Origin of the sequence: Aeromonas sp. INTO2 (genome assembly GCF_049860605.1) — a bacterium.
GTDB classification, from domain to species: domain Bacteria; phylum Pseudomonadota; class Gammaproteobacteria; order Enterobacterales; family Aeromonadaceae; genus Aeromonas; species Aeromonas caviae.
In genome coordinates this window covers 2,330,995-2,354,306 of record NZ_CP187588.1, presented here as the reverse complement: position 1 = coordinate 2,354,306, position 23,312 = coordinate 2,330,995, and the positions used below count along the sequence as shown (strand labels likewise).

The window sequence follows — 23,312 nt, the reverse complement described above, 5'->3', positions numbered from 1 at the left end:
CCCGCATCATGCGGGCTTCTTGTTGGCCGTCAACCGAGGGGGCTTAGTGAGCGATGGGGGCGGCATCCGGTTTGGTCAGCAGGCGCTCGACGTCGTCGATCACCTTGAGGGCCGCCTGGGGGCCGCCGGTGGAGGTCCACAGCGACCCGTCGACGGCGCCGAAGCGCTTGCCCTTGATGGCGCCGAGTTGCTGGAAGGCCGGGGTCTGCTCGGCCTGCTTCATGGCATCCACCGCATCCCCGCTGGTGCTGAGGGTGCCGATCACCAGCCAGTCACCGTCCAGCAGGTTGAGGGATTCGAGGCTCAGGGCCGGGGAGTGGGGGCTCTTGTCGCCAATCTGGTGGGAGGGGCGGGTGAGCCCCATCTCGGTGACCACGCTGCTGGCAAAGGTGCCGCCGTGCATGTAGCTCGGCCCCTTGGGGTTCCAGCGCACTATGCTCATCTGTTCCCCCTGATGCTGGGCGAGCTTGCTGCGGGCCTCTGCCAGGCGAGCCTCATACCGGGTGAGGAACGCCTTGGCCTCGGCCCCCCGGTTCATCGCGTCGGCACTGCGGCCGAACACGGTTTTCCAGGGCTCGCCCCAGTTGCCGGTGACGACGGTGGGGGCGATCTCCTTGAGCAGGGCGAGGAGCTCGGGCTTGGTCTGGCCGGTGAGGATGAGGTCCGGCTCCAGATCGATGAGGGTCTCCAGATTGGGGTTGTCCAGATCCCCGACCACGGCGATCTCCTTGCCCGCCTTGTCCAGCAGATAGCGGGGCAGGGTGGACTGGCCGCGCCCATTGACGGTGCCCACCGGCTGCACCCCCAGAGTCAGGGCGCTGTCGAGATCGAGTTCGCTCAACACGACAACCCGCCGGGGCGCATCGGGGACGCTCTGGGGCTGGCCGTTGGCATCGATGACCTGGCGGCTGCCCGCCTGGGCCTGGAAGCCCGTCAGGCTGGCCAGCATGAGCAAGGTGGCCAGCGGGGAGAAGATCTTCATGGTGACATCCTTATGGGTGAAATCGGTGGGCCGGAGTCTGTGGAAAGTGCCTGAGAGCCGCCCGGCCAGCCCCGAATGGGCGGGGACATGCTACCACAAAGCAAGTGAGAAGCGTTGTCATTTGTATTTGTGGCATGACATCGGCTTGCTTTGGTACCATCGCAGGCCCCTGTCAGGAGCCTTGCATGTTGCCTCGTTGTCCCTCACTCGATGGACCTTTTGTCCGTCAATCCGATACCTTGTACCTGCCGGGTCTTGAGACGCTGCCTCTTCATCGGGTCTGTTTTGATCCCGCCGCCTTCTCGCCGGAGTGCTTTGGGGCGCAGGGCATCATCCTGCCTGCTTCATTGCAGGGGGCTGCCCCCAGGCGCCTCGGGGAGTTTCTGGCAGGGCGTCTCGCAGCCCGTGAGGCCCTGCGTCCCTTCGGTCTTGCAGGATGCAGCGTGGCCATCGGCGCGGCCCGGGAGCCACTCTGGCCTGAAGGGGTGGAGGGGAGCATCAGCCACAGCCGGCTGGCGGGAGAGGGGGTGGCCCTGTGTGCGGTGCGTCCGGGCCAGGAGGGAATCGGGCTGGATCTGGAGGCCTGGCTCGATGGCGACCAAGGGGCGCAGCTCTGGCCCGGCATCATGGATGGGGAGGAGTGGGGACGGCTGGAGGCGGGGGTTCACGACGCCCAGCTGAGCCTGGCAGAGGGACTGACCCTGGTGTTTTCCGCCAAGGAGAGCCTCTTCAAGGGGCTCTATCCCCGGGTGGGGCGCTACTTTGACTTTCTCGATGCCCGCTGGCTCGCCATGACGGCGCAGACTCTCACCCTGGAGCTCAAATGCCCGCTGACGCCGACCCTGCCCGCCGGCTGGCGCGCCACCCTGCACTGGCAAGCCCTGCCGGGGGGCGTGCTCACCGTCTTGCTGCTGTGAGCACGATGCCAGCGCCCGGATAACGCCAACGCAAAGCCCAGAGAAAGAAACCGCCATCAGGCGGTTTCTTTCTCTGGCACAGGGTATGGCTCAGGCCGATACGCCATGGTCAGCGCGTCGGCGGGGCACGATGACAGGGGCCCCGTCGCCGGGGGCGTGCAGTATGTCCACATCGGTCTGGTAGAGGCGATCGATGAGGGGCTTGGTCACCACCTCCCGGGCCGGGCCCATGGCCTGGATGGCGCCATCCCCCAGGGCAATCAGCTCGTCGCAGTAGCGGGCGGCGGTGGCGAGATCGTGGATGACGATAAGCACCGTCTTGCCCTCGGCGGCGACCCGATGGATGGCCTCCATCACCTCGGTCTGGTGGCCGATGTCCAGCGCGCTGGTGGGCTCGTCCAGCAAGATGATGTCCGCATCCTGGGCCAGCACCATGGCGAGCCACACCCGCTGGGCCTGACCGCCGGACAGCGAACTGGCGCTCTGGTGCCAGATGGTATCGAGCTGCATCCGCTCCCGGGCCCAGTCCACCATGCGGGCATCTTCCTCGCTCCACTGATTGAACCAGCCCTGATGGGGATGGCGGCCATATTGCACCAGCTGCTCCACCAGGATACCGGGGGGGACCAGGGGACGTTGTGGCAGATAGGCGAGTTCCCGAGCCAGGGCTTTGGCACCATAGGCACCGAGTGGCTTCTCCTTGAGCAGGATCTCCCCGGACCGGGGTTGCTCCTGTCCCGCAAGGAGCTTGAGCAGCGTGGATTTGCCACCGCCGTTGGGGCCGACGATCCCCACCAGCTTGCCCCTGGGGAGGGAGAAGGAGATCTCCTTGAAGATGGTCTTTTGCGGGTAGCCGAACTGGAGTCGGTTCACGGTGAGCGTCATCGGGCGGCCCTCGGTCTGTATTGAAAATGGATGAATGCCATGGTCAGTCGGCCTTCTGGCGATCTTTGAGCAGGATGAAGAGCAGCAGCAGGCCGCCGAGAATGCGGGTCATGATGCCGGTAGCCACTTCGTGGGGGCTGGCCAGCACCCGCACCAGGGTGTCGCTTGCGAGCAGCATCAGGGCGCCGCACAGGGCGGCAATCCAGAGCGGCACGTTGCGATCCCGGCTGAGCCAGGAGGCAAGGATGGGTGCCGCCATGGCGATGAAAACCACGGGGCCGCCGATGGCGGTGCCAAGAGCTGCGACGATGATGGCCTGGGCCAGCACCCCGAGCTGGACCCGGTTCACGTTGACCCCGAGAGTACGGGCGGTGACCGGTCCCAGGCGCAGCACGCCGAGGGAGCGGGAGAGACAGACGGTCCAGGGACAGATGAGCAGGAGCAGCAGGCTTACCGGCAGCAGGGTGCCATAGCCCTGACCGACGAAGTTGCCCATGTTCCACAGATAGAGGCTGGTGAGGTGCGCCAGGGACTGGGTGGACATGACGAACTGGCCGAGGGCGTTCATCAGCTCCGAGACCCCGATGCCGATCACCACGAACAGGTAGCCCTGTTCCCCCGGCTTGTTGCACAGGGCATAGAGCACGGCGGCGGCAAACAGGGCGCCGAAGGGGGCGGCCCACCAGGGCCAGGTACCCAGGGTCAGATAGAGAGAGAAGATGATGATGGCAAGGGATGCCCCCTCGTTGACCCCGATCATGTCCGGGGTGGCGAGACGGTTTCGCACCAGGGTCTGCACCAGGCAGCCCGAGAGTCCCATGGCGGCGCCGGCCACCAGCACCGCCAACAGGCGCGGCAGGCGGATCTTGAAGACGGTCACCTGATCGAGTCGGCTTCCCTCCCCGAGCAGGGTCTGGATCACCCCCATCATGGTGATCTTGCCGGACCCCAGGGTGAGAGCCAGCAGGGAGAGCAGGGTGAGGGCGACCAGGAGCCCCAGGGTGATGAGCCAGGCGCGGCGGTGCAGCAACAGGGTGTGGCTGCCAAGGCGAAGGCAGAGGGTGCCGCTCGGGAGTGAGAGAGAGTTCTTCATGGGCGTGACACCTTATTTGACGGCCAGCAGGGAGCGGAAGCCGCCGCTGCGCACCACCAGGATGAGCACGGGCGCCCCGATGAGCGCCAGAATGACGCCGTTGGGCAGCTCGTAGGGCTGGATAAGCCAGCGGGCCAGCACATCGGCACCGAGCAGAAAGAGCACCCCGAACAGGGCGGAGAAGCGCACCTGGATGGCGAGGCGAACCGGCTCCACCAGGCGGGCGCAGTAGGCGGCGAGGAAGCCGACAAAGCCGATGGGACCGGCGATGGCGATGGCGCAGGCGGTGAAGAGCGTTGCGGCCAAGAGCACGCCGATCCGCACCCGGGTGGGGCGGATGCCGAGGGCCCTGGACTGGTGATCCCCCATCTGCATCAGGGTGAGAGGGCGACAGAGCGCCAGGGTCAGCAGCAGGGCGGCCAGGGCAAAGGGGACTACGGTGAGTACCGCTTCCAGACTGGAGGCGGCAAGGGACCCTAAGTTCCAGAAGCGGAACTGCTCCAGCACCACCCGGTTGGAGAGCAGCAGGAAGTTGGAAAGACCGCCGAAGGTGGCGGAGAGGGCGACTCCTACCAGGATGAGCTTGAGGGGGTTGGAGCGCCCCACCATGAGGCCGAGGCCCAGCACGATGAGGTTGCCGAGCAGGGCCCCCATGCCGGACCAGAGCAGATACCCGTAGGCGGATTCGACGCCAAACCAGGTGAGGCCGATCACCAGAGCAAAGACGGCGCCGGCATTGACCCCGAGCAGGCCGGGTTCGGCCAGAGGGTTGCGGGTGGCACTTTGCAGCATGGAGGCCGCCAGGGAGAGTGACGCCCCCACCACCAGGGCTGCCAGGGTACGGGGCAGGCGCAGGGTATGGACTATCATGGCGAGCTTTTCATCGGCCACGAAGGCGGGATCGCCCATCAGGAAACCGGCGACCTCGCGGCCACCATAGACACCGGCCCCGGTGGCCAGTGACAGACAAATCAGCAGGAAGAGGAGCAGCACGCCGAGCCAGAACAGCCGAGCTTGGTATCTGAGCACTCAATGACTCCTTGAATTCGGGGAGGCAGAAACGCAAAAAGGAGCCCCGCGACCGGGGCTCCCGCATACAGGATGGATTACAGCTTGTAATCGACCCCTGCGTAGACGGTGCGACCTTCCAGGATGAAGTCGGCGTCGGTCGCCACCTCGTCACGCTGGGTGTTGGTGAGGTTGGTGATGCCGAGCTTGAAGTCCAGGGCCGGCGTGACGGTCCACTTGGTGTTCACGTCCAGGGTCTGGTAGTGCTTGGAGGTGAATGCCTGGGCGTTGCGGGCCGGCACCTTGATCACCTGGCTGCCGACATACTGCCAGGCCAGGTTGGCGCTGACCACGTCGCTCGCCTTCCAGTCCAGGCCGATGTTGCCGGTGTGATCCGGGGTCTTGGCCAGATCGTCACCCGTGCTCTTGTCTTCGGAGTCCAGCAGGGTCAGGTTGCCGGTCAGCTGCACGTTGTCCAGCACGTCGAACCAGCCGGTCAGCTCCAGCCCCTTGATGCGGGCCTTCTTGACGTTGAGGTAGGTCATGACGGTCGGACGGTAGCCCGGGCCCCACTGATCGCTCTGGATCAGATCCTCGATCTCGTTGTGGAAGCCGGTCACGCCTGCACCGAAGCGATCGGCGTTGTAGGCGGTGCCAAGCTCGTAGCTGACGGAGGTTTCCGGCTTCAGATCCGGGTTGCCTATCACCTTGCAGGCGCCGCGGCAGGCGGTGGTGGCGAATCCTTCGCTGGACTGGGCCAGGGTCGGGGCCTTGAACGCCTTGCCGGCGCCGCCCTTGATCACCCACTCGTCACTCAGGGAGTAGAGGGCGTAGGCACGGGGGCTGAACTCGTTGCCATAGGTCTCGTGGTGATCCAGACGGCCGGAGAGCGTCAGGGCCAGATCCCCAAAGCCGAACTCGTCTTGCAGGTAGAGGGCGCTCTGGCTCGCATCCACGCTGCCGTTCTGGATGCTGCGGCTGTGCTCCAGCTCGGTCTTGCGGAACTCTGCACCTGAGGTCAGCAGGTGATCCCCGAGGTAGCCGCTCAACTGGCCATCCACCGTGTTGTTGGTCTGGGTGATGTCGGCGGCGCCACCGTTGAGCTGGGAGTCATCCATCAGATCGGTCTGCTCGAAGTAGTAACGAGCGCGGCTGTCGAAGTGTTCCCAACGGCCGTTGTGGGTCAGCCCCAGGCTCAGGCGATCGAGTTTCTGCACGTTGTGGGGAGTGGCCGGTGCGGTCGGGGCTCGGGGCACGTTGTTGAAGTAGCTGTCCATGTCGTTCTGGTTGTAACCCAGATCGAAGTCGATGTCCTGGTTGTCGGCCACCAGCCACTTCAGGCTGGAGAGCACGTTGACCACTTCCCGTTTCTCCAGGGCGTCGGCATCCGGGTTGTTGGACTGATCGCTCTTCCAGCGATCCCGCTGATAGCCTTCCACCACCACGCTGCCCAGCAGCTTGTTGTCGATCAGGGCGCCGGAGACGAAGGCGCTACCCTGGTTGGCATCCCCGCCATCCCCCTTGGTGGGCATGGTGTGGGTGTAGCCGACGGCCGCTTCGGTGTTCTCCTTGGCCTGGCGCAGGATCACGTTGACCACGCCGCCGAGGGCATCGGCCCCGTACAGGGAGGAGACGGGACCGCGGATCACTTCGATGCGCTCGATGGCGGCCATGGGGATGGAGCTTAAGTCGAAGTCGTTGCCAAAGGAGCTGCCCAGGGTTTCGCGGGCGTTGACCCGCTTGCCGTTGACCAGCAGCAGGGTGTAGTCACCGCCCATGCCGCGGATCTTGATCTCGTTGCGACCCGTGGGGTTGGTGCCGATGATGTTGACACCGGGCACGTGCTTGAGGGCATCGCCGATGTTGTTGACGTTCATCTTGTCCAGATCGGCGCGGGTGACCACGGAGACGCTGGCCGGGGCGGTCAGCTCGGTGTGCTTGGTCTGGGTGGCGGTGACCACCACCGTCTCGTTGGCCTTGACGGACTCGGCCTGGGCCAGGCCCGGTACGGCCAGCAGACCAAGGGAGAGCAGAATGGGGTTCAGTTTAAAGAGGCCGTGCTGCAACTGCATTGTCAAAAACTCCATGGATATAACTGAGGTTATGGGGTCCGGATTCTTCTGATCCGGTGCTCACTGACTTCCTTGTCTGGCGGTGCCAGAGGCAGGATTATTGTTATCTCTTGTGCTCTTCAGGCTCCGGATGAGGAACCAGACACCGGCGCAGGCCACCAGGGTGCACGCAATGTTGATCCAGGCCAGGGTGGGGAAGCCGTGCAGGGCGCCCCCCTCGTCGGAGACCAGATATCTGGCGGAGAACAGGCTGCCGAGGCCCGCGGCCACATTGGTGACCGAGCCCTGGAAAGACATGAAGGCGGCGCGCTGATGGGGGGCCGGAATGGCCGCCGTGACCGCGAGGGTGGTACTGGCACGGGCGGAGCTCAGGGCCATGAAGAGGGTGAACAGCAGATAGAGAGGCAGGCCTGCCGGCAAGGCAAAGCCCACCAGGGTGATCAGGGCCAGGGCCAGGCTGGTGAGCAGGATGGCGCCCTGGGCGCGGCCCTGATCGATCCAGCCGCCGCACAGGCGCATGGTGGTCATGCTGGCAAGGCCGCCGCACAGATAGAGGCTGGCGATCTGCTCGCGCGGGAAACCCAGGTTGAACTGGAAGTAGTTGGCAAAGTGCGGAATGAGCAGGAAGTGGCCGAACATCTGCAGGCAGAGGATGAAGAGCGCTCCCTGGCAGAGCGGTGACCCCAGCAACTGGCGCATCCCCTGGCCTGCCGGGGCCCGGTTGACCGGCAGGGATGGCAGCCAGATGGCACACAGCAGGGCCAGCAGCAGGCCGCCTGCACCAAACAAGAGGAAGGGGCTCTGCCAGCCAGACCACTGGGCCAGCACGAGGGCCGCGGGCACGATCAGAATGGCGGCCAGGGAAAACGCCATACCCACGTAGGCGAGGCGGCGGCCCCGCTCGGTGGGCGGTACCAGATCCAGCACCGCCGCCATCAGGATGGCCCCCAGGGGGCCGGCCACGCAGCCGGACAGGATGAAAAGCAGCAGCAGTGTCTGGCTATCCTCGGCCAGGGCGCAAGCCATCAAGAGCAGGAAGCGCAGGACCAGCAGTACCAGCAGAGCGGGTTTGCGGTTGACCCGATCGAGCCAGGGGGCGGCCAGGAGGCCCAGCAGAGCGGCGCCCAGGGTGGCGCCGCCGCTGAAGTAACCTGTCTGCTCCGGCAGCATCCCCAGGCGGGTTACCAGTTCCGGGCCTAGGGGCATCACCATCATCATGCAGCCCATGGAGAGCATGTTGATGAGCAGCGCCAGGTGGATGGCGGCAGGGGTGGATGCGACGGATTCTGGTTTCATCAGAGGCTGACTCGAAAAAATGAGTCCGAATTGTATCCGAGGGTTTTTGTTGTGACAACAAATGATAACCATTTTTATTTGTATTGATTGGTATCTTAACGAGTCCTTATCAGGTGCCTCTGTATGGGGTTGCATACCAGGCCCGTTGCAATCGGGGCGCCATGGACCATGATGGCAGGAAGCGAGAGGGTGGCGGTGAACGCCGGGAGGAGAAGATGCGCGCTGGATCAGGGTATTGGGGGCTGGGGTGCTGCCTGTTGCTGGCATTGCCTCTGAGGGCCGAAGTGAAGGTCATACCGGTATTCGAGGCGGATGCCGCGGTGCAGACGCTCAAGGAGATCTACCCGGATCTCGGGGTGAGCGCCATGGGCAACCAGCTGGTACTGAGCGGACCCCCCGCCCAGTTGCAGGAGGCCGAGCGTACCCTGGCGCAAGTGAACCAGCCGCCCCAAAGCCTGCTCATCGAGTGGCGGGTGGATGGCGCCTCCAGCCGTCAGCAGGCCGGAGTGGGGCTGGGCCTGGATGCCAAACGGCAGTGGCTGCTGGAGGGAGATGCCCGGCACTATGAACGCAGCCAGAGTGACAACTGGCAGGTGCGTGGCCTCTCCGGGCGGCCCGTGTTGTTGCAGATGGGGTCCTATCAGCCAGTCACCTTTTACCAGTGGCAGGGGGGAAGGGTGGTGGGCATGATGCCGCTGATGAACGGTCTCTACGCCACCGCGACCCTGATAGGGGACAGGGTGCAGGTGGCCCTCAGCAGTGAACAGGCAAGAGTGGAGCGGGGCAACATACACACCGGCCAGAGTGCCACCGAGGTGAGCGGCGCCCCGGGCCAGTGGCTGACGGTGGGGGAGCTTTCCACAACCCAAGGCAGCCGGGAGGCCGCGATCGCCAATCCATCAGGCATGGGCGGGGCCAGCGGCAGCGAGCGCCAGACCCTGAAGATCCGGGTCACGCGCCAGTGAACCAGCCTGTCAGTGGGGTTGATCCATAGCGTAATCCCGCAACTGGCGGCTTCTCAGCAGATACCAGAGCGCCCAGAGGCTGGCGATGAGCACCAGGGCGGTGGGCCAGTTGAACGACCACTGCTGCAGATTGAGGCTGTGCAGTTGCATCACCAGGCCGCTCGCGGTGGAGCAAAGCAGCAGGGCGCGGCTGTGGCGTCTGAGCCAGGCTCTGGCACTGTGGGTCTGGCGATGGGTGCCGCCGCAGGCGAGCAGCGCCAGCATGGCGGGCACGTCCGTCAGCAGGCTGACATAGAGGGTGAGCTTGTCCGGGTAGAAGAGGGTCAGGATGGCGCTGCCACTCTCCCGGGTGACCCCCGCCATCAGAAACAGCCAGACCGAGCGGGTCAGCAAGAGGGCGATGGGCCAGAACCAGAGCGGGGGGCGCAACTGGCCGTGATCGTCGTAACGGTGTTCGGGGTAGAGGGTCATGGTGGCCCGGTATCCATTCATGCAGTGCGAGTGATGAAGGGGATATGGGGCACAGGGCAGGCCATTGCAAGGCCGGCAACGGCCGGGAATTAATCGGGGGGCCAGGCCCCCCAATCCGCAGTCTTTAGTTGCCGGGTTCCGGCGTCACAGCCAGCCTTTTCGCTTGAAGAAGAGACCGGTGCCCAGCGATGACATCACCATCAGCACCAGGGAGAGGGGATAGCCATACTCCCAGGCGAGCTCCGGCATGCGGCCGAAGTTCATGCCGTAGATGCTGGCGATGAGCGTCGGCGGCAGGAAGATGACCGCGGCTACCGAGAAGATCTTGATCACCTTGTTCTGCTCCAGATTGGTCACCCCCATGGAGGCCTCCAGCTGGAAGTTGATCTTGTCGAACAGGAACTGGGTATGGGGCAGCAGGGATTCCACGTCGTGCAGCATCTCGTCGATCCACTTGTTCTGCTCCCCCGTCATGCGCTGGCGCAGACTGCGTTTGAGGAAGCGCAGGGCGCGGCGGGTATCGTGCAGGGAGAGACGGATCTGGCCGTTGGCCTCTTCCTGGGCCATCAGCTCCTTGAGCATGGGGTTGATCTGGTCCGGCTCGAAGATCTGATCGGCGGTGTTCTCCAGGGTCTTGTACCCATCCTCGATCAGGTCTGAGAGGTACTCCACCTTGAGGTTCTGCACCTCCAGCAGGATGTCGAGGGCGTCTTCGACCTCCAGCCTGTCCTGGCGCATGTAGTGGCGCAGCAGACGCACCAGGCCGATGTCATCCTCGCGAATGCTGATCAGCAGGTTGTTGCGCAGGGTAAAAGAGACGTGCACACCCTTGGTGTCGCGGCCGATGCGCTGGGGAAACAGGGAGTGGATGTGCAGACCGTCGGTGTCCCAGTAGAAGCGGGCGGATGCCTCGATGTCATCGAGCTCCTCCTTGTCCGGCACCTCCTCCAGGAACAGGCCCGTCAACCATTCTCGCTCCGCTGTGTCCGGCTTGTAGGCATCCAGCCAGACGGTGTTGTCGGGAACGATGTCATCCGGCCCGAGCGTGACTATGTCCAGCACCTTGTTGTTGAGAATGTAGGCGGTGATCATCTGTCCCCCCTTAAGAAGTCATGGGTAATCAGGGATGGTTGCACAGGTTCATGCGGCCTTAGATCGCACGGAAAGCGATCCCATGAAATAGCATAACGAGGCCGATGGACAACCTGAATGCGGCGAACTATACAGGGGCGGGACCCGCTTGTCAGGGCCTATTCATCGGGGGTTCAGCCTGTTCGCTCAAAAAAGCGGCGAGGTCGGATCAGCCGTGGCGACCTCGAAACGGGCGATCCCGACGTCGCCTCCTTTGTTCGCCCTGGAGTGGAGGAGTGCCCGGGCTCACCGGCGGGAATGACGGGTTGCTGGTCGCCCTGCGACAGCCCCCGGCCAAGCGCAGGAAACGGTCTCCGTGCGGTGTTCCGGGGCTGCGTCTCCTTGTTATCTGCTCTGGTTTGCGTGGGCAAGCCTGTTACATATTGGGATAGTTGGGGCCCGAGCCGCCCTGGGGCGGCGTCCAGACGATATTCTGGCTGGGATCCTTGATGTCGCAGGTTTTGCAGTGGATGCAGTTGGCAGCGTTGATCTGCAGCCTGGGCCGGGTATCCCCATCAAGGATCTCGAACACCCCCGCCGGGCAGTAGCGCTGGGCGGGTTCGGCCCAGGTGGGCAGGTTGACCTCGACCGGAATGCGCGCGTCCTGAAGGGTCAGGTGACAGGGTTGATCCTCGTCGTGGCTGGTGCTGGCCAGATAGACGGAGGAGAGCTTGTCGAAGCTGAGCTTGCCGTCGGGTTTGGGGTAGTCGATGGGCTGGCAACGGCTGGCCAGGCGCAGCTGGCGGTAATCCGGCTCCTTGTCCAGCAGAGTAAAAGGAGAGGTCAAGGCAAAGAGTCGCTGCTCCAGCCAGTTGAAGGCGCCGCCGAGCCAGGGGCCGAAGCGGTGCAGTGCGGCCCCAACGTTGCGGGCCCTCTTCAGTTCCCGGGTCAGCCAGCTTTGCAGCAGCGCGTCCTGAAACTCGGCCAGATCCCGTCCCCCTTCATCCCCTCCTCGCAGTGCCATGGCGACCGTCGCGGCGGCCACCATGCCTGACTTCATGGCGGTGTGGATCCCCTTGATGCGGGAGAAGTCCAGGGTGCCCGCATCACAGCCGATGAGCAGGCCGCCCGGAAAGTGCATGCGCGGCAATGAGTGCCAGCCCCCCTTGGTGATGGCCCGTGCGCCGTAGCTGATGCGCTCGCCCCCCTGCAACGTTGCCGCGATGAGGGGGTGGTGCTTGAGACGCTGGAATTCGTCGAAGGGGCTGAGCCAGGGATTCTGGTAGTTGAGATCGACGATAAGGCCGACTGCCACCTGATCCTGGGCCAGATGATAGAGATAAAAGCCCCCCTGACTCTTGTTGCCCTTTCCCTCACCAAGGGGCCAGCCGCTGCCATGGAGCACCCGCCCAGGATGGGATTGTCCCGCAGGCACCTGCCACACCTCCTTGAAGCCGATGGCGTAATGCTGCGGCTGGGCGGTATTTTCCAGATGGAATCGGGCGATCAGCTGTTTGCCGAGGTGGCCGCGCGCCCCTTCGGCAAACAGGGTATAGCGGCCATACAGGGCCATGCCGGGCACGTGATCCGGCTTGGGGTTGCCCTCCTTGTCGAGGCCAAGATCGCCGGTCACCACCCCGCGCACCCGGCCCTCCTCCACGATGAGGGTGCTCGCCGCAAAGCCCGGGTAGATCTCGACTCCGAGGGCCTCGGCCTGCTTGCCGAGCCAGCGGCAGAGGGTGCCGAGGCTGATGATGTGGCTGCCGTCGTTGTGCATGCGGGGTGGCACCGCCCAGTGGGGCAGTTGCAGGGAGCGGCTGTCGCTTTGCAGCAGATGGACCTGATCATCCGTCACCGGCACGCCGAGGGGGGCCTCCTGCCAGCTCTCTGGCAGCAGCTCCCTGAGGGCGAAGGGATCGAGCAGGGCGCCGGAGATGACGTGGGCACCAATCTCGGCCCCCTTCTCCAACAGGCAGACCGAGAGGGCCGGGGCCTGCTGCTTCAATGCGATGGCGGCGCTCAGGCCTGCCGGGCCGCCACCGACGATGACGACATCAAATTCCATTGCTTCGCGTTCCATCTTGCCTCTGCGCTCGACTTGGCCTAGGGTAATGCTGGTAGTTTACGTAAACGTAAACCACTTTGTCAGCAGAAAAGTGAGTGACGACAAGGTGGACCCACACAACAGGTATGAGGGATGACCGCCATGAAGCTGCTGGTCGCAGTTAAACGGGTCGTTGATTACAACGTCAGGATCCGGGTCAAGGGGGATGGCTCCGATGTGGAGCTCGCCAATGTGAAGATGGGCATCAACCCGTTTTGTGAAATCGCGGTGGAGGAGGGGGTCAGGCTGCGGGAAGCCGGCGTGGCATCCGAGCTGGTGGTGGTGACCTTCGGCCCCGAGGCTGCGGCCGAGCAGTTGCGACATGCCCTGGCGCTGGGGGCGGATCGGGCGCTGCACTATGTTACCGACGAGACCCTGACTCCGCTCACCGTGGCCCGGGCCCTGCAAACGGTGTGCGGGCAGGAGCAGCCCGACCTGGTGTTGCTCGGCAAACAGTCCATCGATTCCGACAACAACCAGGTGGGGCAGATGCTCGCCGCCCTCAATGACTGGCCGCTTGCCACCTTCGCTTCCGCCATCAGGCTGATGGAGGGGGAATTGCAGGTGACCCGCGAGATTGACGGTGGTCTCGAGACCCTCGGCATGGCGCTGCCCGCCGTGGTGACCGTGGACTTGCGCCTCAACGAGCCGCGTTTCGCCTCCCTCCCCAACATCATGAAGGCCAAGCGCAAGCCGCTGGAGAGCCAGCCGTTCGCCGCCCTCGGGGTGGTGCCGGCCGACCAGACACGGCAGCTCGGAGTGATGGCGCCGCCGGTGCGCAGCGCCGGCATCAGGGTGGGCTCGGTGGACGAGCTGCTGGACAAGCTCAAGCACGAAGCCCGGGTGCTCTGATGGGCAGGGGCATGAGAGGGATGCCTCCCGCAGGCGTGAGCGCCATGCATGGGGCAACGGCCCCGGGGAGCAAGGGATCAATGGATGACATGAAGGTGCTGCCATGAGCGTACTTGTGATTGCGGAACATCATCAGGGGCGGATCGCCGACAACCTGGCCCAGCTGGTCACGGCAGCGGGGCGCCTGGGGGGCGAGGTGCATCTCTTGCTGCTGGGGCAGGGGCTGACGGAGGCGGGGGAGCAGGCCGCCGCCCTCACGGGGGTAAACCGGGTGCTGCTGGCGGAACATCCCATGCTGGCGGAGGGGCTCAACGACGGGGTAGACAGACTGCTCGCCGAGGTGGCCAGGGACTACCAGCACTGCCTGATGGCGGCCAGCAGCCAGGGCAAGGATCTGCTGCCGCGGGTGGCAGCCAGGCTCGGGGTGGAGATGATCGCCGAGGTGACCGGCATCGAGGGGCCCGACACTTTCCTGCGTCCCATCTATGCGGGCAACGCCATCGCCCGGGTGGTAAGCAGCGCCCCCGTCAAGGTGCTCACCGTGCGGCCCACCGCGTTCGCCAAGGCCGGGTCCGGGGAGGAGCGTGCCGTGATGGAATCGCTGCCGGTGGCCGAGGTGCGCTGCCGTACCCGGCTCATCGAGCGGCGTGCGGTGCGCTCCGCCAGACCCGAGCTCGGGGCGGCCCGGGTGGTGGTCTCCGGCGGGCGGGCACTCGGCTCGAAAGAGCACTTTGCCCTCATCGACGCCCTGGCGGACAAGCTGGGGGCTGCCGTCGGGGCATCGCGGGCCGCCGTGGATGCCGGTTATGTCTCCAACGACCTGCAGGTGGGGCAGACCGGCAAGGTGGTGGCTCCCGAGCTCTACATCGCGGTGGGCATCTCGGGCGCCATCCAGCATCTGGCGGGGATGAAGGAGTCCAAGGTGATCGTCGCCATCAACAAGGACGCGGAGGCCCCCATCTTCCAGGTGGCGGACTACGGTCTGGTGGGGGATCTCTTCACCCTGCTGCCGGAGCTCACCGCCAAGCTGTAAATTTGCCACAAAGGGGCGAACAAAGCCGTCCGTGCTGTCTCGCCCCCGTTTCCATGCATATTCTCTGCAAGCCCTGGCCCGTTCAGGGCTTTTGTCTGATGGGTGCCCGGTGGCGCCGGGGCAAAAGGTTGCGCTGGATCCCAAAAAGCCTTTGCCCCCACGGGGGACTGTCGTGTAAAAACGTTCGAGTCACCGATCACACACATCCATTCACGGAAAGCGTCATGAGCAAACAGATTTACAACTTCTGCGCCGGCCCCGCCATGTTGCCGGTTGAAGTCATGGAGCGCGCCCAGCGCGAATTTTGTAATTTCCAGGGGCTGGGAGCCTCGGTCATGGAGCTTTCCCATCGCGGCAAGCCCTATATGGCGGTCGCCGAGAAGGCCGAAGCGGACCTGCGCGACCTGCTGGCGGTGCCGGACAACTACAAGGTGCTCTTCATGCACGGCGGTGGCCGCGGCCAGTTCTCCGCCGTGCCTATGAACCTGCTGGGTGGCGCCAACAAGAAGGCAGATTACCTGGTGACCGGCGTCTGGGCCCAGAGCGCCGTGGATGAAGCTCAGAAATACGGTGACATCCAGACCTTCCAGGGGGTGGCCAAGAATGAGCTGGGAGTCTCCCACCTGCTGCCGACGCCGGCGTTTCGCGCCGATGCCGCCTATGTGCACTACTGCCCGAACGAAACCATCGATGGCATCGAGATGTTCGACATCCCGGCCACCGGCGATGTGCCCCTGGTGGCGGATCTCTCCTCCACCATCCTCTCCCGTCCCCTCGACGTGAGCCGCTTCGGCATCCTCTACGCCGGTGCCCAGAAGAACATCGGCCCCTCTGGTCTGGCCATCGCCATCGTGCGCGATGACCTGCTGAACCAGGCCCGCGCCGATGTGCCGTCCATCTTCGACTACCAGCTCACCGCCAAGAACGACTCCATGTTCAACACGCCCCCCACCTACGCCTGGTATCTGGCCGGTCTGGTGTTCGAGTGGCTCAAGGAGCAGGGTGGCCTGGCGGCGATGGAAGCACGCAACAAGGAGAAGGCCGACTTCCTCTACGGCTACCTCGATCAGTCGAGCTTCTATGGCAACAAGGTGGATGTGGCCTGCCGCTCCCGCATGAACGTGCCCTTCCAGCTGAAAAACGAGGCTCTGGACAAGCTGTTCCTGGCGGAGTCGGAAGCGGCCGGTCTGCTGGCCCTCAAGGGACACCGCATCGTCGGTGGCATGCGCGCCAGCCTCTACAACGCCATGCCCCTGGAAGGGGTCAAGGCCCTGGTCAGCTTTATGGATGACTTTGCCAAACGCCACGGTTGAGGCGTGTCTCCCCATTGCCAGACGCCGGGGACTCCCCGGCGTCTGTTTTTCAGACCCATCCTGACCCAGGCCGCCCTCTCCCGCGGTCGTGCCACTGTCGAACTTGCCGCGGGGGACGCGGGCTGTTAACGTCCGGTCAGGTGATTTAATTGAGATCGAACAGGAAGTCTATGAATTCGTTGCGTTTGGAACCCATTTCTAGCGTGGCCGGGGTGGTCAATCTGCCCGGCTCCAAGAGTGTCTCTAACCGGGCTCTGCTGCTGGCGGCCCTGGCCCGGGGCACCACCCGGCTGACCAACCTGCTCGACAGCGATGACATCCGCCACATGCTGGCGGCGCTGACCCAGCTCGGCGTCAAGTACAAGCTCTCCGCCGACAAGACCGAGTGCACCGTGCACGGTCTGGGTCGCAGCTTCGCGGTCTCGGCACCGGTCAACCTGTTCCTCGGCAATGCCGGTACTGCCATGCGCCCCCTGTGCGCCGCCCTGTGCCTGGGCTCCGGCGAGTACACCCTGGGCGGCGAGCCGCGCATGGAAGAGCGCCCCATCGGCCACCTGGTGGATGCCCTGCGCGAAGCGGGTGCCCACATCCAGTACCTGAAGAAAGATGGCTATCCGCCTCTGGTGGTGGATGCCAAGGGGCTCTGGGGTGGCGATGTCCACATCGACGGCTCCGTCTCCAGCCAGTTCCTGACGGCGTTTTTGATGGCGGCCCCCATGGCGGCTGGCGACACCCGCATCCACATCAAGGGGGAGCTGGTCTCCAAGCCCTACATCGACATCACCCTGCACATCATGAAGCAGTTCGGGGTGGTCATCGAGCACGACGACTACAAGGTGTTCTACATCAAGGGCAACCAGACCTATGTCAGCCCAGGCGACTTCCTGGTGGAAGGGGATGCCTCCAGCGCCTCCTACTTCCTCGCGGCGGGCGCCATCAAGGGCAAGGTGCGGGTTACCGGCATCGGCAAGCACAGCATCCAGGGAGACATCCACTTCGCCGACGTACTGGAGAAGATGGGGGCCCGCATCACCTGGGGCGATGACTTCATCGAGGCCGAGCAGGGGCCGTTGCACGGCATCGACATGGACATGAACCACATCCCGGATGCGGCCATGACCATCGCCACCACGGCGCTGTTTGCCGAGGGCACCACCACCATCCGCAACATCTACAACTGGCGGGTGAAGGAGACCGACCGCCTGCACGCCATGGCGACCGAGCTGCGCAAGCTGGGCGTGGAAGTGGAGGAGGGGCACGACTTCATCACCGTGATCCCGCCCGCACAGCTCAAACACGCGGCCATCGACACCTACAACGATCACCGCATCGCCATGTGCTTCTCCCTGGTGGCGCTCTCCGATACGCCGGTCACCATCAATGATCCGGGTTGCACCTCCAAGACCTTCCCGGACTACTTCGACAAGCTGGCCAGCGTCAGTCAGGCCTGAGCCCTTTCGGCCCGCTTCGTGCGGGCCTTTTCATCTCTGCTATCCGCTTTTTTCATGCCTCTTAGCAGCATTATGCAAACTTGCAAGGTGCGATAATAAAATTCCTTGCCGAAGAATGTAATTTTCTATTTACACCGACCCGGCACAGGGCTAGATTGAGATCTCTTTATCGCAGTCATCTAGCAGGAAACTTGGTCATGCAGCATCAAACCGACGACGTTCGTATCAGTGAAATCAAAGAGTTATTGCCCCCGGTTGCGGTGCTTGAGAAGTTTCCGGCGACCGACACCGCCTCGGCCACCGTGTTTGAATCCCGTCAGGCCATCCACAACATCCTGGCCGGCGACGATGATCGCCTGCTGGTGGTGATCGGCCCCTGCTCCATCCACGATCCGGTCGCCGCCCTGGAATACGGCAAGCGCCTCAAGGTGCTGCGCGACGAGCTGAAAGATCAGCTGGAGATCGTGATGCGGGTCTACTTCGAAAAACCCCGTACCACAGTGGGCTGGAAGGGGCTGATCAACGACCCCTACCTCGACAACAGCTGCCAGATCAATGACGGCCTGCGCCTGGGTCGCAAGCTCTTGCTGGATCTCAACGACATGGGGCTGCCGACCGCCTCCGAGTTCCTCGACATGATCACCCCGCAATACGTGGCGGATCTGATGAGCTGGGGTGCCATCGGCGCCCGTACCACCGAATCCCAGGTACACCGCGAGCTGGCCTCCGGTCTCTCCTGCCCGGTGGGCTTCAAGAACGGCACCGACGGCACCATCAAGGTGGCCATCGACGCCATCGGCGCTGCCAGCGCCCCGCACCACTTCCTGTCGGTGACCAAGTACGGCCACTCCGCCATCGTCTCGACCGCCGGCAACCCGGACTGTCACATCATCCTGCGCGGTGGCCGCGAGCCCAACTACAGCGCCCGTCACGTGGATGAGGTGGTGAGTGGTCTGGACAAGGCGGGTCTGCCCCAGAAAGTGATGATCGACTTCAGCCACGCCAACAGCAGCAAGCAGTTCAAGAACCAGATGCTGGTGGCTGAGGACGTGGCCGGTCAGCTGCGTGCCGGCAGCAAGGCGGTGTTCGGCGTCATGGTGGAGAGCCACCTGGTGGAAGGGCGCCAGGATCTGGTGGACGGGTGCGAGCTCACCTTCGGCCAGAGCATCACCGACGCCTGCATCGGCTGGGCCGATACCGAGGTGCTGCTGCGCAACCTGGCGGACGCCGTGGCCGCTCGCAACGCCCTCTGAGCCCAAGGCGCCCCGTTGGCGGGGCAATAAAAAAGCGCGACCCTGGGTCGCGCTTTTTGTTTGGCCATCTCTCGGCAGGTCGCGGTTTACTTGGCCCGCTCCTGGTGGTCGCGCAGGCGGATGTTGATCATCTCCACCACCAGCGAGAAGGCCATGGCGAAGTAGATGTAACCCTTGGGAATGTGCAGATCCAGCCCTTCGGCCATCAGCGCCACCCCGACCAGGATAAGGAAGGAGAGGGCCAGCATCTTGATGGTGGGGTGGGTATCGACGAAGTCGCCGATGGCCTTGGCGGCAAACATCATGACGCCGACGGCGATGATGATGGCCAGCACCATGACAGGGACATGATCCGCCATGCCCACGGCGGTGATGACGGAGTCCAGGCTGAAGATGATGTCGAGGATGGCGATCTGCACCAGAGTGGACAGGAAGCCCGCGGTCTTGCTCACCACACCCGCCTCTTCGGCGGCCCCTTCCAGGCTCTGGTGGATCTCGTGGGTGCTCTTGGCGATGAGGAACAGACCCCCCACCAGCAGGATGAGATCCCGTCCCGAGATGGCTTCCCCCAGCACGGTGAAGAGGGGCTCGGTGAGGCGCATCACCCAGGCCAGGGAGAGCAGCAGCAGGATGCGGGTACCCATGGCGAGCCCCAGCCCCAGGATGCGCGCTTTCTGGCGCTGGGCTTCCGGCAGGCGACCCACCAGGATGGAGATGAAAATGATGTTGTCGATGCCGAGCACGATCTCGAGCAGGGTCAGGGTGGCGAGCGCGACCCAGGCGGAGGGGTCAGCAATCCATTCCAGCATGATTGAACCTTGGTTGAACAGTGATTGAGGTAGAAGCCGCGCATTTTAGCAGGGGGTCATGGCTTGTCCCAGTGGCGGGAAAAGATAAAAATGGCGGCGATCCAACAGGAGGGAAACATGTTTCGATTAGGGCTCATCATCAACCCCGTCGCTGGCATCGGCGGGGCCGTCGGTCTCAAGGGCAGTGACGGCATGGTCGCCGAGGCGCTGGCGCGCGGGGCCGTCCCCAAGGCCCGGGAGCGGGCCCGCCAGGCCCTGTTGCCCCTGTGCGAGCTGACCACGTCATTCGAGCTGCTGACGGTGGCCGAAGAGATGGGGGCCGACCTCGCCGCCGAGCTGGGGTTGCCCCATCGCATCGTCCATCGGCCTGCCGGGGCGCAGACGAGCGCCGAGGACACCCGGGCTGCCGCCCTGGCCCTGCGCGATGCCGGGGTGGATCTGCTGCTCTTCGCCGGTGGCGATGGCACCGCCCGTGACATCTGCGCGGCGGTGGGGGAGTCATGCCATGTGCTCGGCATCCCGGCGGGGTGCAAGATCCACTCCGGGGTCTACGGGGTGACGCCGGCGGCGAGTGGCCGGGTGGCGGCCAGAATGATCGCAGGGGAGCTTCTGAGTCTGGTGGATGCGGAGGTGATGGACATCGACGAGGAGGCGTTTCGCGCCGGCAAGGTGCGCGCCCGCCATTACGGCCAGTTGCTGGTGCCCGGGGATCTGCGCTACGTGCAGGCGGTCAAGCAGGGGGGGCGGGAGTCCGAGGAGCTGGTGCTCGCCGATCTTGCCGCCGGTGTGGTGGAGCAGATGGAGCCCGATACCCTCTACCTGATGGGGTCGGGGAGCACGGTGGCCGCCTGCATGGGGGAGCTGGGTCTGGAAAATACCTTGCTCGGTGTGGATCTGGTGGAAAATGGCCGGCTTATCGGGCAGGATCTCAGCGCCGCCGAGATCCTGACCCGGATCCGCGGCCGTCGCTGCCGTCTGATCATCACCCTGATCGGCGGTCAGGGACATCTGTTCGGGCGCGGAAATCAGCAATTGAGTCCAGACGTGATCCGGGCCGTCGGGCGCGAGCATATCCAGGTGCTCGCCACCAAAGCCAAGCTGGCGGCGCTAGAAGGCCGTCCGCTGCTGGTGGACACCGACGATCCGGCACTGAACCGGTCGTTGAGTGGTTATCTGCGCATAACCACGGGATACAAGGATCAGGTCATCTACCCGGTGGCCAACCCGGAATAGGACATCAAGGATGCGGCTGGCCTGGCGCCAGAGAGCCGCGATCAACCGGATCGCGGTTCCACTCCCCGAATTTTTTGCCGGCAACCCCGGAAATGAGGCTGCGTTAAATGACGATTCACGATTTTGAACACAAGTTGTTGGGACTGATCGACGCCATGGTCGCCACGGCCAGCGAAGACGAGCTGTTTGCGGGTGGCTATCTGCGAGGGCACATCTCCCTTGCGGTGGCGCGCGCCGAGCTGGAGGGCAAGACCCTGGTGCGGGACGTCAAGAGCTATGTGCTGCGCAGCCTGAACGAGGCCATCTTGCAGGGTGAGCTCTCCGAGCAGGACGAGGTGCTGGTGCAGGAGATGTGGAAGCGTCTGCAGGCCCAGGCGGAAGCTTGATCCCATTCGCAGTTCAAACACAAGTTTAAGTAATCTGCTTCCCTGAGTGTTATCAAAAGGTTAATAATGAGGCTCGCCTTTTGTTTCAGGGATTAAACCATGGCCTCCACCTCACGCATTGCCACCAGACTGCCGCTCGAGATGCTCTATCACTGGGAGCGGCAGTGTCCCGACCGAATCTATCTGCGTCAGACCATCCACCGCGAATACGTCGACTTCACCTGGGGTGAGGTTGCCGATGAGGCGCGGCGCATGGTGACGGCACTGCGCGCCCTGGGCCTGGTGCCCGGTGACAAGGTGGCCCTGCTCTCCAAGAACTGCGCCCAGTGGTTCATCGCCGATCTGGCGATGCAGATGGGGGGATACGTGAGCGTGCCCATCTACCCCACCGCCAACGTCGACACCATCGAATACGTGCTGCGCCACAGCGAAACCAGAGCGATCTTCGTCGGCAAGCTGGACGACTGGAAGAGCCAGGAGGCGGGGGTGCCCGGGGATCTGCTGCGTATCGCCCTGCCTTACGACACCATGCCGGCCGCCCACCAGTGGGACGATCTGCTGGCGCAATACGACCCCATCCCGGACAGCCCGGTGCAGGCGCCGGATGCCCTGCTGAGCCTGGTCTACACCTCCGGCAGCACCGGCAAGCCCAAGGGGGCCATGCTGAGCGTGGAGCGCTATGCCTGGTCCTGCGAGAAGCTGGTGGAGGCGGTCTCCCTCACCGCCGAGGATCGCGGCTTCTCCTACCTGCCCCTTGCCCACATCACCGAGCGGGTCTACATCTACGGCGGCAGCCTGTTCAGCGGTGCCACCATCGCCTTCCCCGAATCCCTCGACACCTTCATCGAGGACGTCAAGCGCTGCCGTCCCACCGTCTTCATCTCGGTGCCGCGGCTCTGGGCCATGTTCCGCATCAAGATCCACGAGAAGCTGCCCCAGAAAAAGCTGGCGCTGCTGCTCAAGATCCCCCTCGTCTCCAGCCTCATCAAGAGCAAGCTGCAAAAGGGGCTGGGGCTGGATCAGGCGCGGGTGCTGGGCTGCGGCTCTGCGCCGGTGGCCCCGGCGCTGCTGGAGTGGTATCACAGCATCGGCATCCATATCACCGAGGCCTGGGGCATGACCGAGAACCACGCCTACTCGACCCTCAACTACCCCTTCCGGGCGGACAAGATAGGCACCGTCGGCAAGGCCGGGCCCGGGGTGACCATCAAGATCTCCGACGAGGGGGAGATCCTCTGTCGCTGCGACGGCATGATGGTGGGCTACTACAAGGATCCCGAGCACAGTGCAGAGGCCATCGACGCCGAGGGCTGGCTGCACACCGGTGACATGGGCAAGCTGGACAGGGAGGGTTACCTCACCATCACTGGTCGCATGAAGGACGTCTTCAAGACCGCCAAGGGCAAGTACGTGGCCCCGGTGCCCATCGAGGGGATGCTCGGGCAGGAGCCCATCATCGAGCAGCTCTGCGTCATCGGCTACGGCATGCCGCAGCCGGTCGCCCTGGTGCAGCTCGCCGAGAGCGCCATGAAGGGGGACAAGGCCGGGGTGGAAGCCCAGCTGGAGGCTGCCCTCAATCGGGTCAACGACAAGCTGGAATCCCATGCTCGCCTGCGGGGCATCCTGGTGGTCAAGAGCCCCTGGAACATCGAGAACGGGGTGCTGACCCCCACCATGAAGATCCGCCGCCACCTGCTGGAACAAAAATACGCGGACATCGGCGAACGCTGGTCCGGCAGCCAGCGCATCCTGTGGGAGTCCTGACAGGGGCCGCGCCGCCATATGGGCCACATCAATGACAGTCGGGGGAGCCAGTGGCTCCCCCGCTGTATTTCAGGGGGAAGCAAGCCGACAGGGGGCGGGCGGGGCTGGGGCATTGACCCCTTACCCGAGGTTTCTCGCCGCCGCCATACCGCCCCGCGTCGGGGGAACAGGCAGGGAAAGGCATTTGCAAAATCCATGGAAAGGCGGGATCCCAGTGGCTGGGCGAATGCATCTTGGGGTCACACACGGGTGCCGCCAGAGGCGAGGGCAGGGCATTGGCCCCTTCACCGACGTTTCCCGCTGCCGCCATGCCGCCCCTCATCGAGGGAACAGGCAGGGAAAGGTATTTGCAAA

General features: G+C 64.2%; 20 protein-coding genes. 10 read left to right on the top strand and 10 right to left on the bottom strand.

Features of this window, described 5'->3' with window-relative positions:
- Nucleotides 1-43: 43 nt before the first annotated feature.
- Entirely contained in the window at nucleotides 44-982 is a 939-nt protein-coding gene (locus tag ACPW74_RS11115; RefSeq protein ID WP_042017262.1) for an ABC transporter substrate-binding protein, read from the bottom strand.
- Nucleotides 983-1,167: 185 nt separating this feature from the next.
- On the opposite strand from ACPW74_RS11115, the gene ACPW74_RS11110 reads away from it, so the two are divergent.
- Complete coding sequence (locus ACPW74_RS11110; RefSeq protein WP_049636227.1) at nucleotides 1,168-1,899, top strand: 4'-phosphopantetheinyl transferase family protein; 732 nt, start codon at nucleotides 1,168-1,170, stop codon at nucleotides 1,897-1,899.
- Between the two features lie 90 nt (nucleotides 1,900-1,989).
- Here ACPW74_RS11110 and ACPW74_RS11105 read toward each other — a convergent pair whose 3' ends face one another.
- The 5 genes from ACPW74_RS11105 to ACPW74_RS11085 form a co-directional block, all read right to left on the bottom strand.
- Complete coding sequence (locus ACPW74_RS11105) at nucleotides 1,990-2,784, bottom strand: amonabactin ABC transporter ATP-binding protein (RefSeq protein ID WP_049636226.1); 795 nt, start codon at nucleotides 2,782-2,784, stop codon at nucleotides 1,990-1,992.
- A gap of 43 nt (nucleotides 2,785-2,827) precedes the next feature.
- Complete coding sequence (locus ACPW74_RS11100) at nucleotides 2,828-3,877, bottom strand: amonabactin ABC transporter permease subunit 1 (protein ID WP_049636225.1); 1,050 nt, start codon at nucleotides 3,875-3,877, stop codon at nucleotides 2,828-2,830.
- Between the two features lie 12 nt (nucleotides 3,878-3,889).
- A complete protein-coding gene (locus tag ACPW74_RS11095) occupies nucleotides 3,890-4,906 on the bottom strand; it encodes an amonabactin ABC transporter permease subunit 2 (RefSeq protein ID WP_010674444.1) in 1,017 nt (338 codons plus the stop codon).
- A gap of 77 nt (nucleotides 4,907-4,983) precedes the next feature.
- On the bottom strand, nucleotides 4,984-6,957 hold the full coding sequence (locus ACPW74_RS11090) for a siderophore amonabactin TonB-dependent receptor (RefSeq protein WP_042017256.1): 1,974 nt from the start codon (nucleotides 6,955-6,957) through the stop codon (nucleotides 4,984-4,986).
- Between the two features lie 60 nt (nucleotides 6,958-7,017).
- On the bottom strand, nucleotides 7,018-8,253 hold the full coding sequence (locus ACPW74_RS11085; protein WP_049636223.1) for an MFS transporter: 1,236 nt from the start codon (nucleotides 8,251-8,253) through the stop codon (nucleotides 7,018-7,020).
- 215 nt (nucleotides 8,254-8,468) lie between these two features.
- Between ACPW74_RS11085 and ACPW74_RS11080 the strand changes: the two genes are divergently transcribed.
- A complete protein-coding gene (locus tag ACPW74_RS11080) occupies nucleotides 8,469-9,218 on the top strand; it encodes a hypothetical protein (protein WP_049636222.1) in 750 nt (249 codons plus the stop codon).
- Between the two features lie 9 nt (nucleotides 9,219-9,227).
- On the opposite strand, the gene ACPW74_RS11075 is transcribed toward ACPW74_RS11080, so the two are convergent.
- From ACPW74_RS11075 to ACPW74_RS11065, 3 genes are all read right to left on the bottom strand, one after another.
- The gene (locus tag ACPW74_RS11075) at nucleotides 9,228-9,689 is read right to left on the bottom strand and encodes a DUF2919 domain-containing protein (RefSeq protein WP_049636221.1); all 462 of its coding nucleotides are present in this window, start codon (nucleotides 9,687-9,689) and stop codon (nucleotides 9,228-9,230) included.
- A gap of 144 nt (nucleotides 9,690-9,833) precedes the next feature.
- Nucleotides 9,834-10,781, bottom strand: a complete 948-nt coding sequence (corA, locus tag ACPW74_RS11070) for a magnesium/cobalt transporter CorA (RefSeq protein WP_005301617.1) — start codon at nucleotides 10,779-10,781, stop codon at nucleotides 9,834-9,836.
- 415 nt (nucleotides 10,782-11,196) lie between these two features.
- Nucleotides 11,197-12,840 carry an electron transfer flavoprotein-ubiquinone oxidoreductase gene (locus ACPW74_RS11065; RefSeq protein WP_049636220.1) on the bottom strand — a complete coding sequence of 548 codons (1,644 nt, stop codon included), beginning with the start codon at nucleotides 12,838-12,840 and terminating at the stop codon, nucleotides 11,197-11,199.
- A gap of 126 nt (nucleotides 12,841-12,966) precedes the next feature.
- On the opposite strand from ACPW74_RS11065, the gene ACPW74_RS11060 reads away from it, so the two are divergent.
- The 5 genes from ACPW74_RS11060 (at nucleotide 12,967) to aroG (ending at nucleotide 18,766) form a co-directional block, all read left to right on the top strand.
- A complete protein-coding gene (locus ACPW74_RS11060; RefSeq protein ID WP_049636257.1) occupies nucleotides 12,967-13,716 on the top strand; it encodes an electron transfer flavoprotein subunit beta/FixA family protein in 750 nt (249 codons plus the stop codon).
- A 103-nt stretch (nucleotides 13,717-13,819) separates the two neighbouring features.
- Nucleotides 13,820-14,749: an electron transfer flavoprotein subunit alpha/FixB family protein gene (locus ACPW74_RS11055; protein WP_049636219.1), complete on the top strand. Its 930-nt coding sequence runs from the start codon at nucleotides 13,820-13,822 to the stop codon at nucleotides 14,747-14,749.
- A gap of 224 nt (nucleotides 14,750-14,973) precedes the next feature.
- Entirely contained in the window at nucleotides 14,974-16,062 is a 1,089-nt protein-coding gene (gene serC / locus ACPW74_RS11050; RefSeq protein WP_049636218.1) for a 3-phosphoserine/phosphohydroxythreonine transaminase, read from the top strand.
- Nucleotides 16,063-16,232: 170 nt separating this feature from the next.
- A complete protein-coding gene (aroA, locus tag ACPW74_RS11045; RefSeq protein WP_049636217.1) occupies nucleotides 16,233-17,513 on the top strand; it encodes a 3-phosphoshikimate 1-carboxyvinyltransferase in 1,281 nt (426 codons plus the stop codon).
- A gap of 197 nt (nucleotides 17,514-17,710) precedes the next feature.
- On the top strand, nucleotides 17,711-18,766 hold the full coding sequence (aroG, locus tag ACPW74_RS11040) for a 3-deoxy-7-phosphoheptulonate synthase AroG (RefSeq protein WP_041212942.1): 1,056 nt from the start codon (nucleotides 17,711-17,713) through the stop codon (nucleotides 18,764-18,766).
- Nucleotides 18,767-18,852: 86 nt separating this feature from the next.
- On the opposite strand, the gene ACPW74_RS11035 is transcribed toward aroG, so the two are convergent.
- On the bottom strand, nucleotides 18,853-19,575 hold the full coding sequence (locus tag ACPW74_RS11035) for a TerC family protein (protein ID WP_049636216.1): 723 nt from the start codon (nucleotides 19,573-19,575) through the stop codon (nucleotides 18,853-18,855).
- 117 nt (nucleotides 19,576-19,692) lie between these two features.
- On the opposite strand from ACPW74_RS11035, the gene ACPW74_RS11030 reads away from it, so the two are divergent.
- The 3 genes from ACPW74_RS11030 to ACPW74_RS11020 all read left to right on the top strand — a co-directional run bounded on the left by ACPW74_RS11030 (nucleotide 19,693) and on the right by ACPW74_RS11020 (nucleotide 22,958).
- Nucleotides 19,693-20,808, top strand: coding sequence for an ATP-NAD kinase family protein (locus ACPW74_RS11030; protein ID WP_042881832.1), 1,116 nt, complete (start codon nucleotides 19,693-19,695; stop codon nucleotides 20,806-20,808).
- A 107-nt stretch (nucleotides 20,809-20,915) separates the two neighbouring features.
- On the top strand, nucleotides 20,916-21,194 hold the full coding sequence (locus ACPW74_RS11025; RefSeq protein WP_010674457.1) for a YfcL family protein: 279 nt from the start codon (nucleotides 20,916-20,918) through the stop codon (nucleotides 21,192-21,194).
- Nucleotides 21,195-21,293: 99 nt separating this feature from the next.
- Nucleotides 21,294-22,958, top strand: a complete 1,665-nt coding sequence (locus ACPW74_RS11020; protein ID WP_043155860.1) for an AMP-binding protein — start codon at nucleotides 21,294-21,296, stop codon at nucleotides 22,956-22,958.
- Nucleotides 22,959-23,312: the final 354 nt, after the last annotated feature.

Coding starts and splice junctions, on each gene's coding strand:
- ACPW74_RS11100 (WP_049636225.1), bottom strand. CDS start 3,877: ATGAAGAACTCTCTCTCACTCCCGAGCGGCACCCTCTGCCTTCGCCTT.
- ACPW74_RS11105 (WP_049636226.1), bottom strand. CDS start 2,784: ATGACGCTCACCGTGAACCGACTCCAGTTCGGCTACCCGCAAAAGACC.
- corA (WP_005301617.1), bottom strand. CDS start 10,781: ATGATCACCGCCTACATTCTCAACAACAAGGTGCTGGACATAGTCACG.
- ACPW74_RS11115 (WP_042017262.1), bottom strand. CDS start 982: ATGAAGATCTTCTCCCCGCTGGCCACCTTGCTCATGCTGGCCAGCCTG.
- aroG (WP_041212942.1), top strand. CDS start 17,711: ATGCAGCATCAAACCGACGACGTTCGTATCAGTGAAATCAAAGAGTTA.
- ACPW74_RS11030 (WP_042881832.1), top strand. CDS start 19,693: ATGTTTCGATTAGGGCTCATCATCAACCCCGTCGCTGGCATCGGCGGG.
- ACPW74_RS11055 (WP_049636219.1), top strand. CDS start 13,820: ATGAGCGTACTTGTGATTGCGGAACATCATCAGGGGCGGATCGCCGAC.
- ACPW74_RS11035 (WP_049636216.1), bottom strand. CDS start 19,575: ATGCTGGAATGGATTGCTGACCCCTCCGCCTGGGTCGCGCTCGCCACC.
- ACPW74_RS11080 (WP_049636222.1), top strand. CDS start 8,469: ATGCGCGCTGGATCAGGGTATTGGGGGCTGGGGTGCTGCCTGTTGCTG.
- ACPW74_RS11075 (WP_049636221.1), bottom strand. CDS start 9,689: ATGACCCTCTACCCCGAACACCGTTACGACGATCACGGCCAGTTGCGC.
- ACPW74_RS11060 (WP_049636257.1), top strand. CDS start 12,967: ATGAAGCTGCTGGTCGCAGTTAAACGGGTCGTTGATTACAACGTCAGG.
- aroA (WP_049636217.1), top strand. CDS start 16,233: ATGAATTCGTTGCGTTTGGAACCCATTTCTAGCGTGGCCGGGGTGGTC.
- ACPW74_RS11085 (WP_049636223.1), bottom strand. CDS start 8,253: ATGAAACCAGAATCCGTCGCATCCACCCCTGCCGCCATCCACCTGGCG.
- serC (WP_049636218.1), top strand. CDS start 14,974: ATGAGCAAACAGATTTACAACTTCTGCGCCGGCCCCGCCATGTTGCCG.
- ACPW74_RS11020 (WP_043155860.1), top strand. CDS start 21,294: ATGGCCTCCACCTCACGCATTGCCACCAGACTGCCGCTCGAGATGCTC.
- ACPW74_RS11090 (WP_042017256.1), bottom strand. CDS start 6,957: ATGCAGTTGCAGCACGGCCTCTTTAAACTGAACCCCATTCTGCTCTCC.
- ACPW74_RS11110 (WP_049636227.1), top strand. CDS start 1,168: ATGTTGCCTCGTTGTCCCTCACTCGATGGACCTTTTGTCCGTCAATCC.
- ACPW74_RS11025 (WP_010674457.1), top strand. CDS start 20,916: ATGACGATTCACGATTTTGAACACAAGTTGTTGGGACTGATCGACGCC.
- ACPW74_RS11065 (WP_049636220.1), bottom strand. CDS start 12,840: ATGGAACGCGAAGCAATGGAATTTGATGTCGTCATCGTCGGTGGCGGC.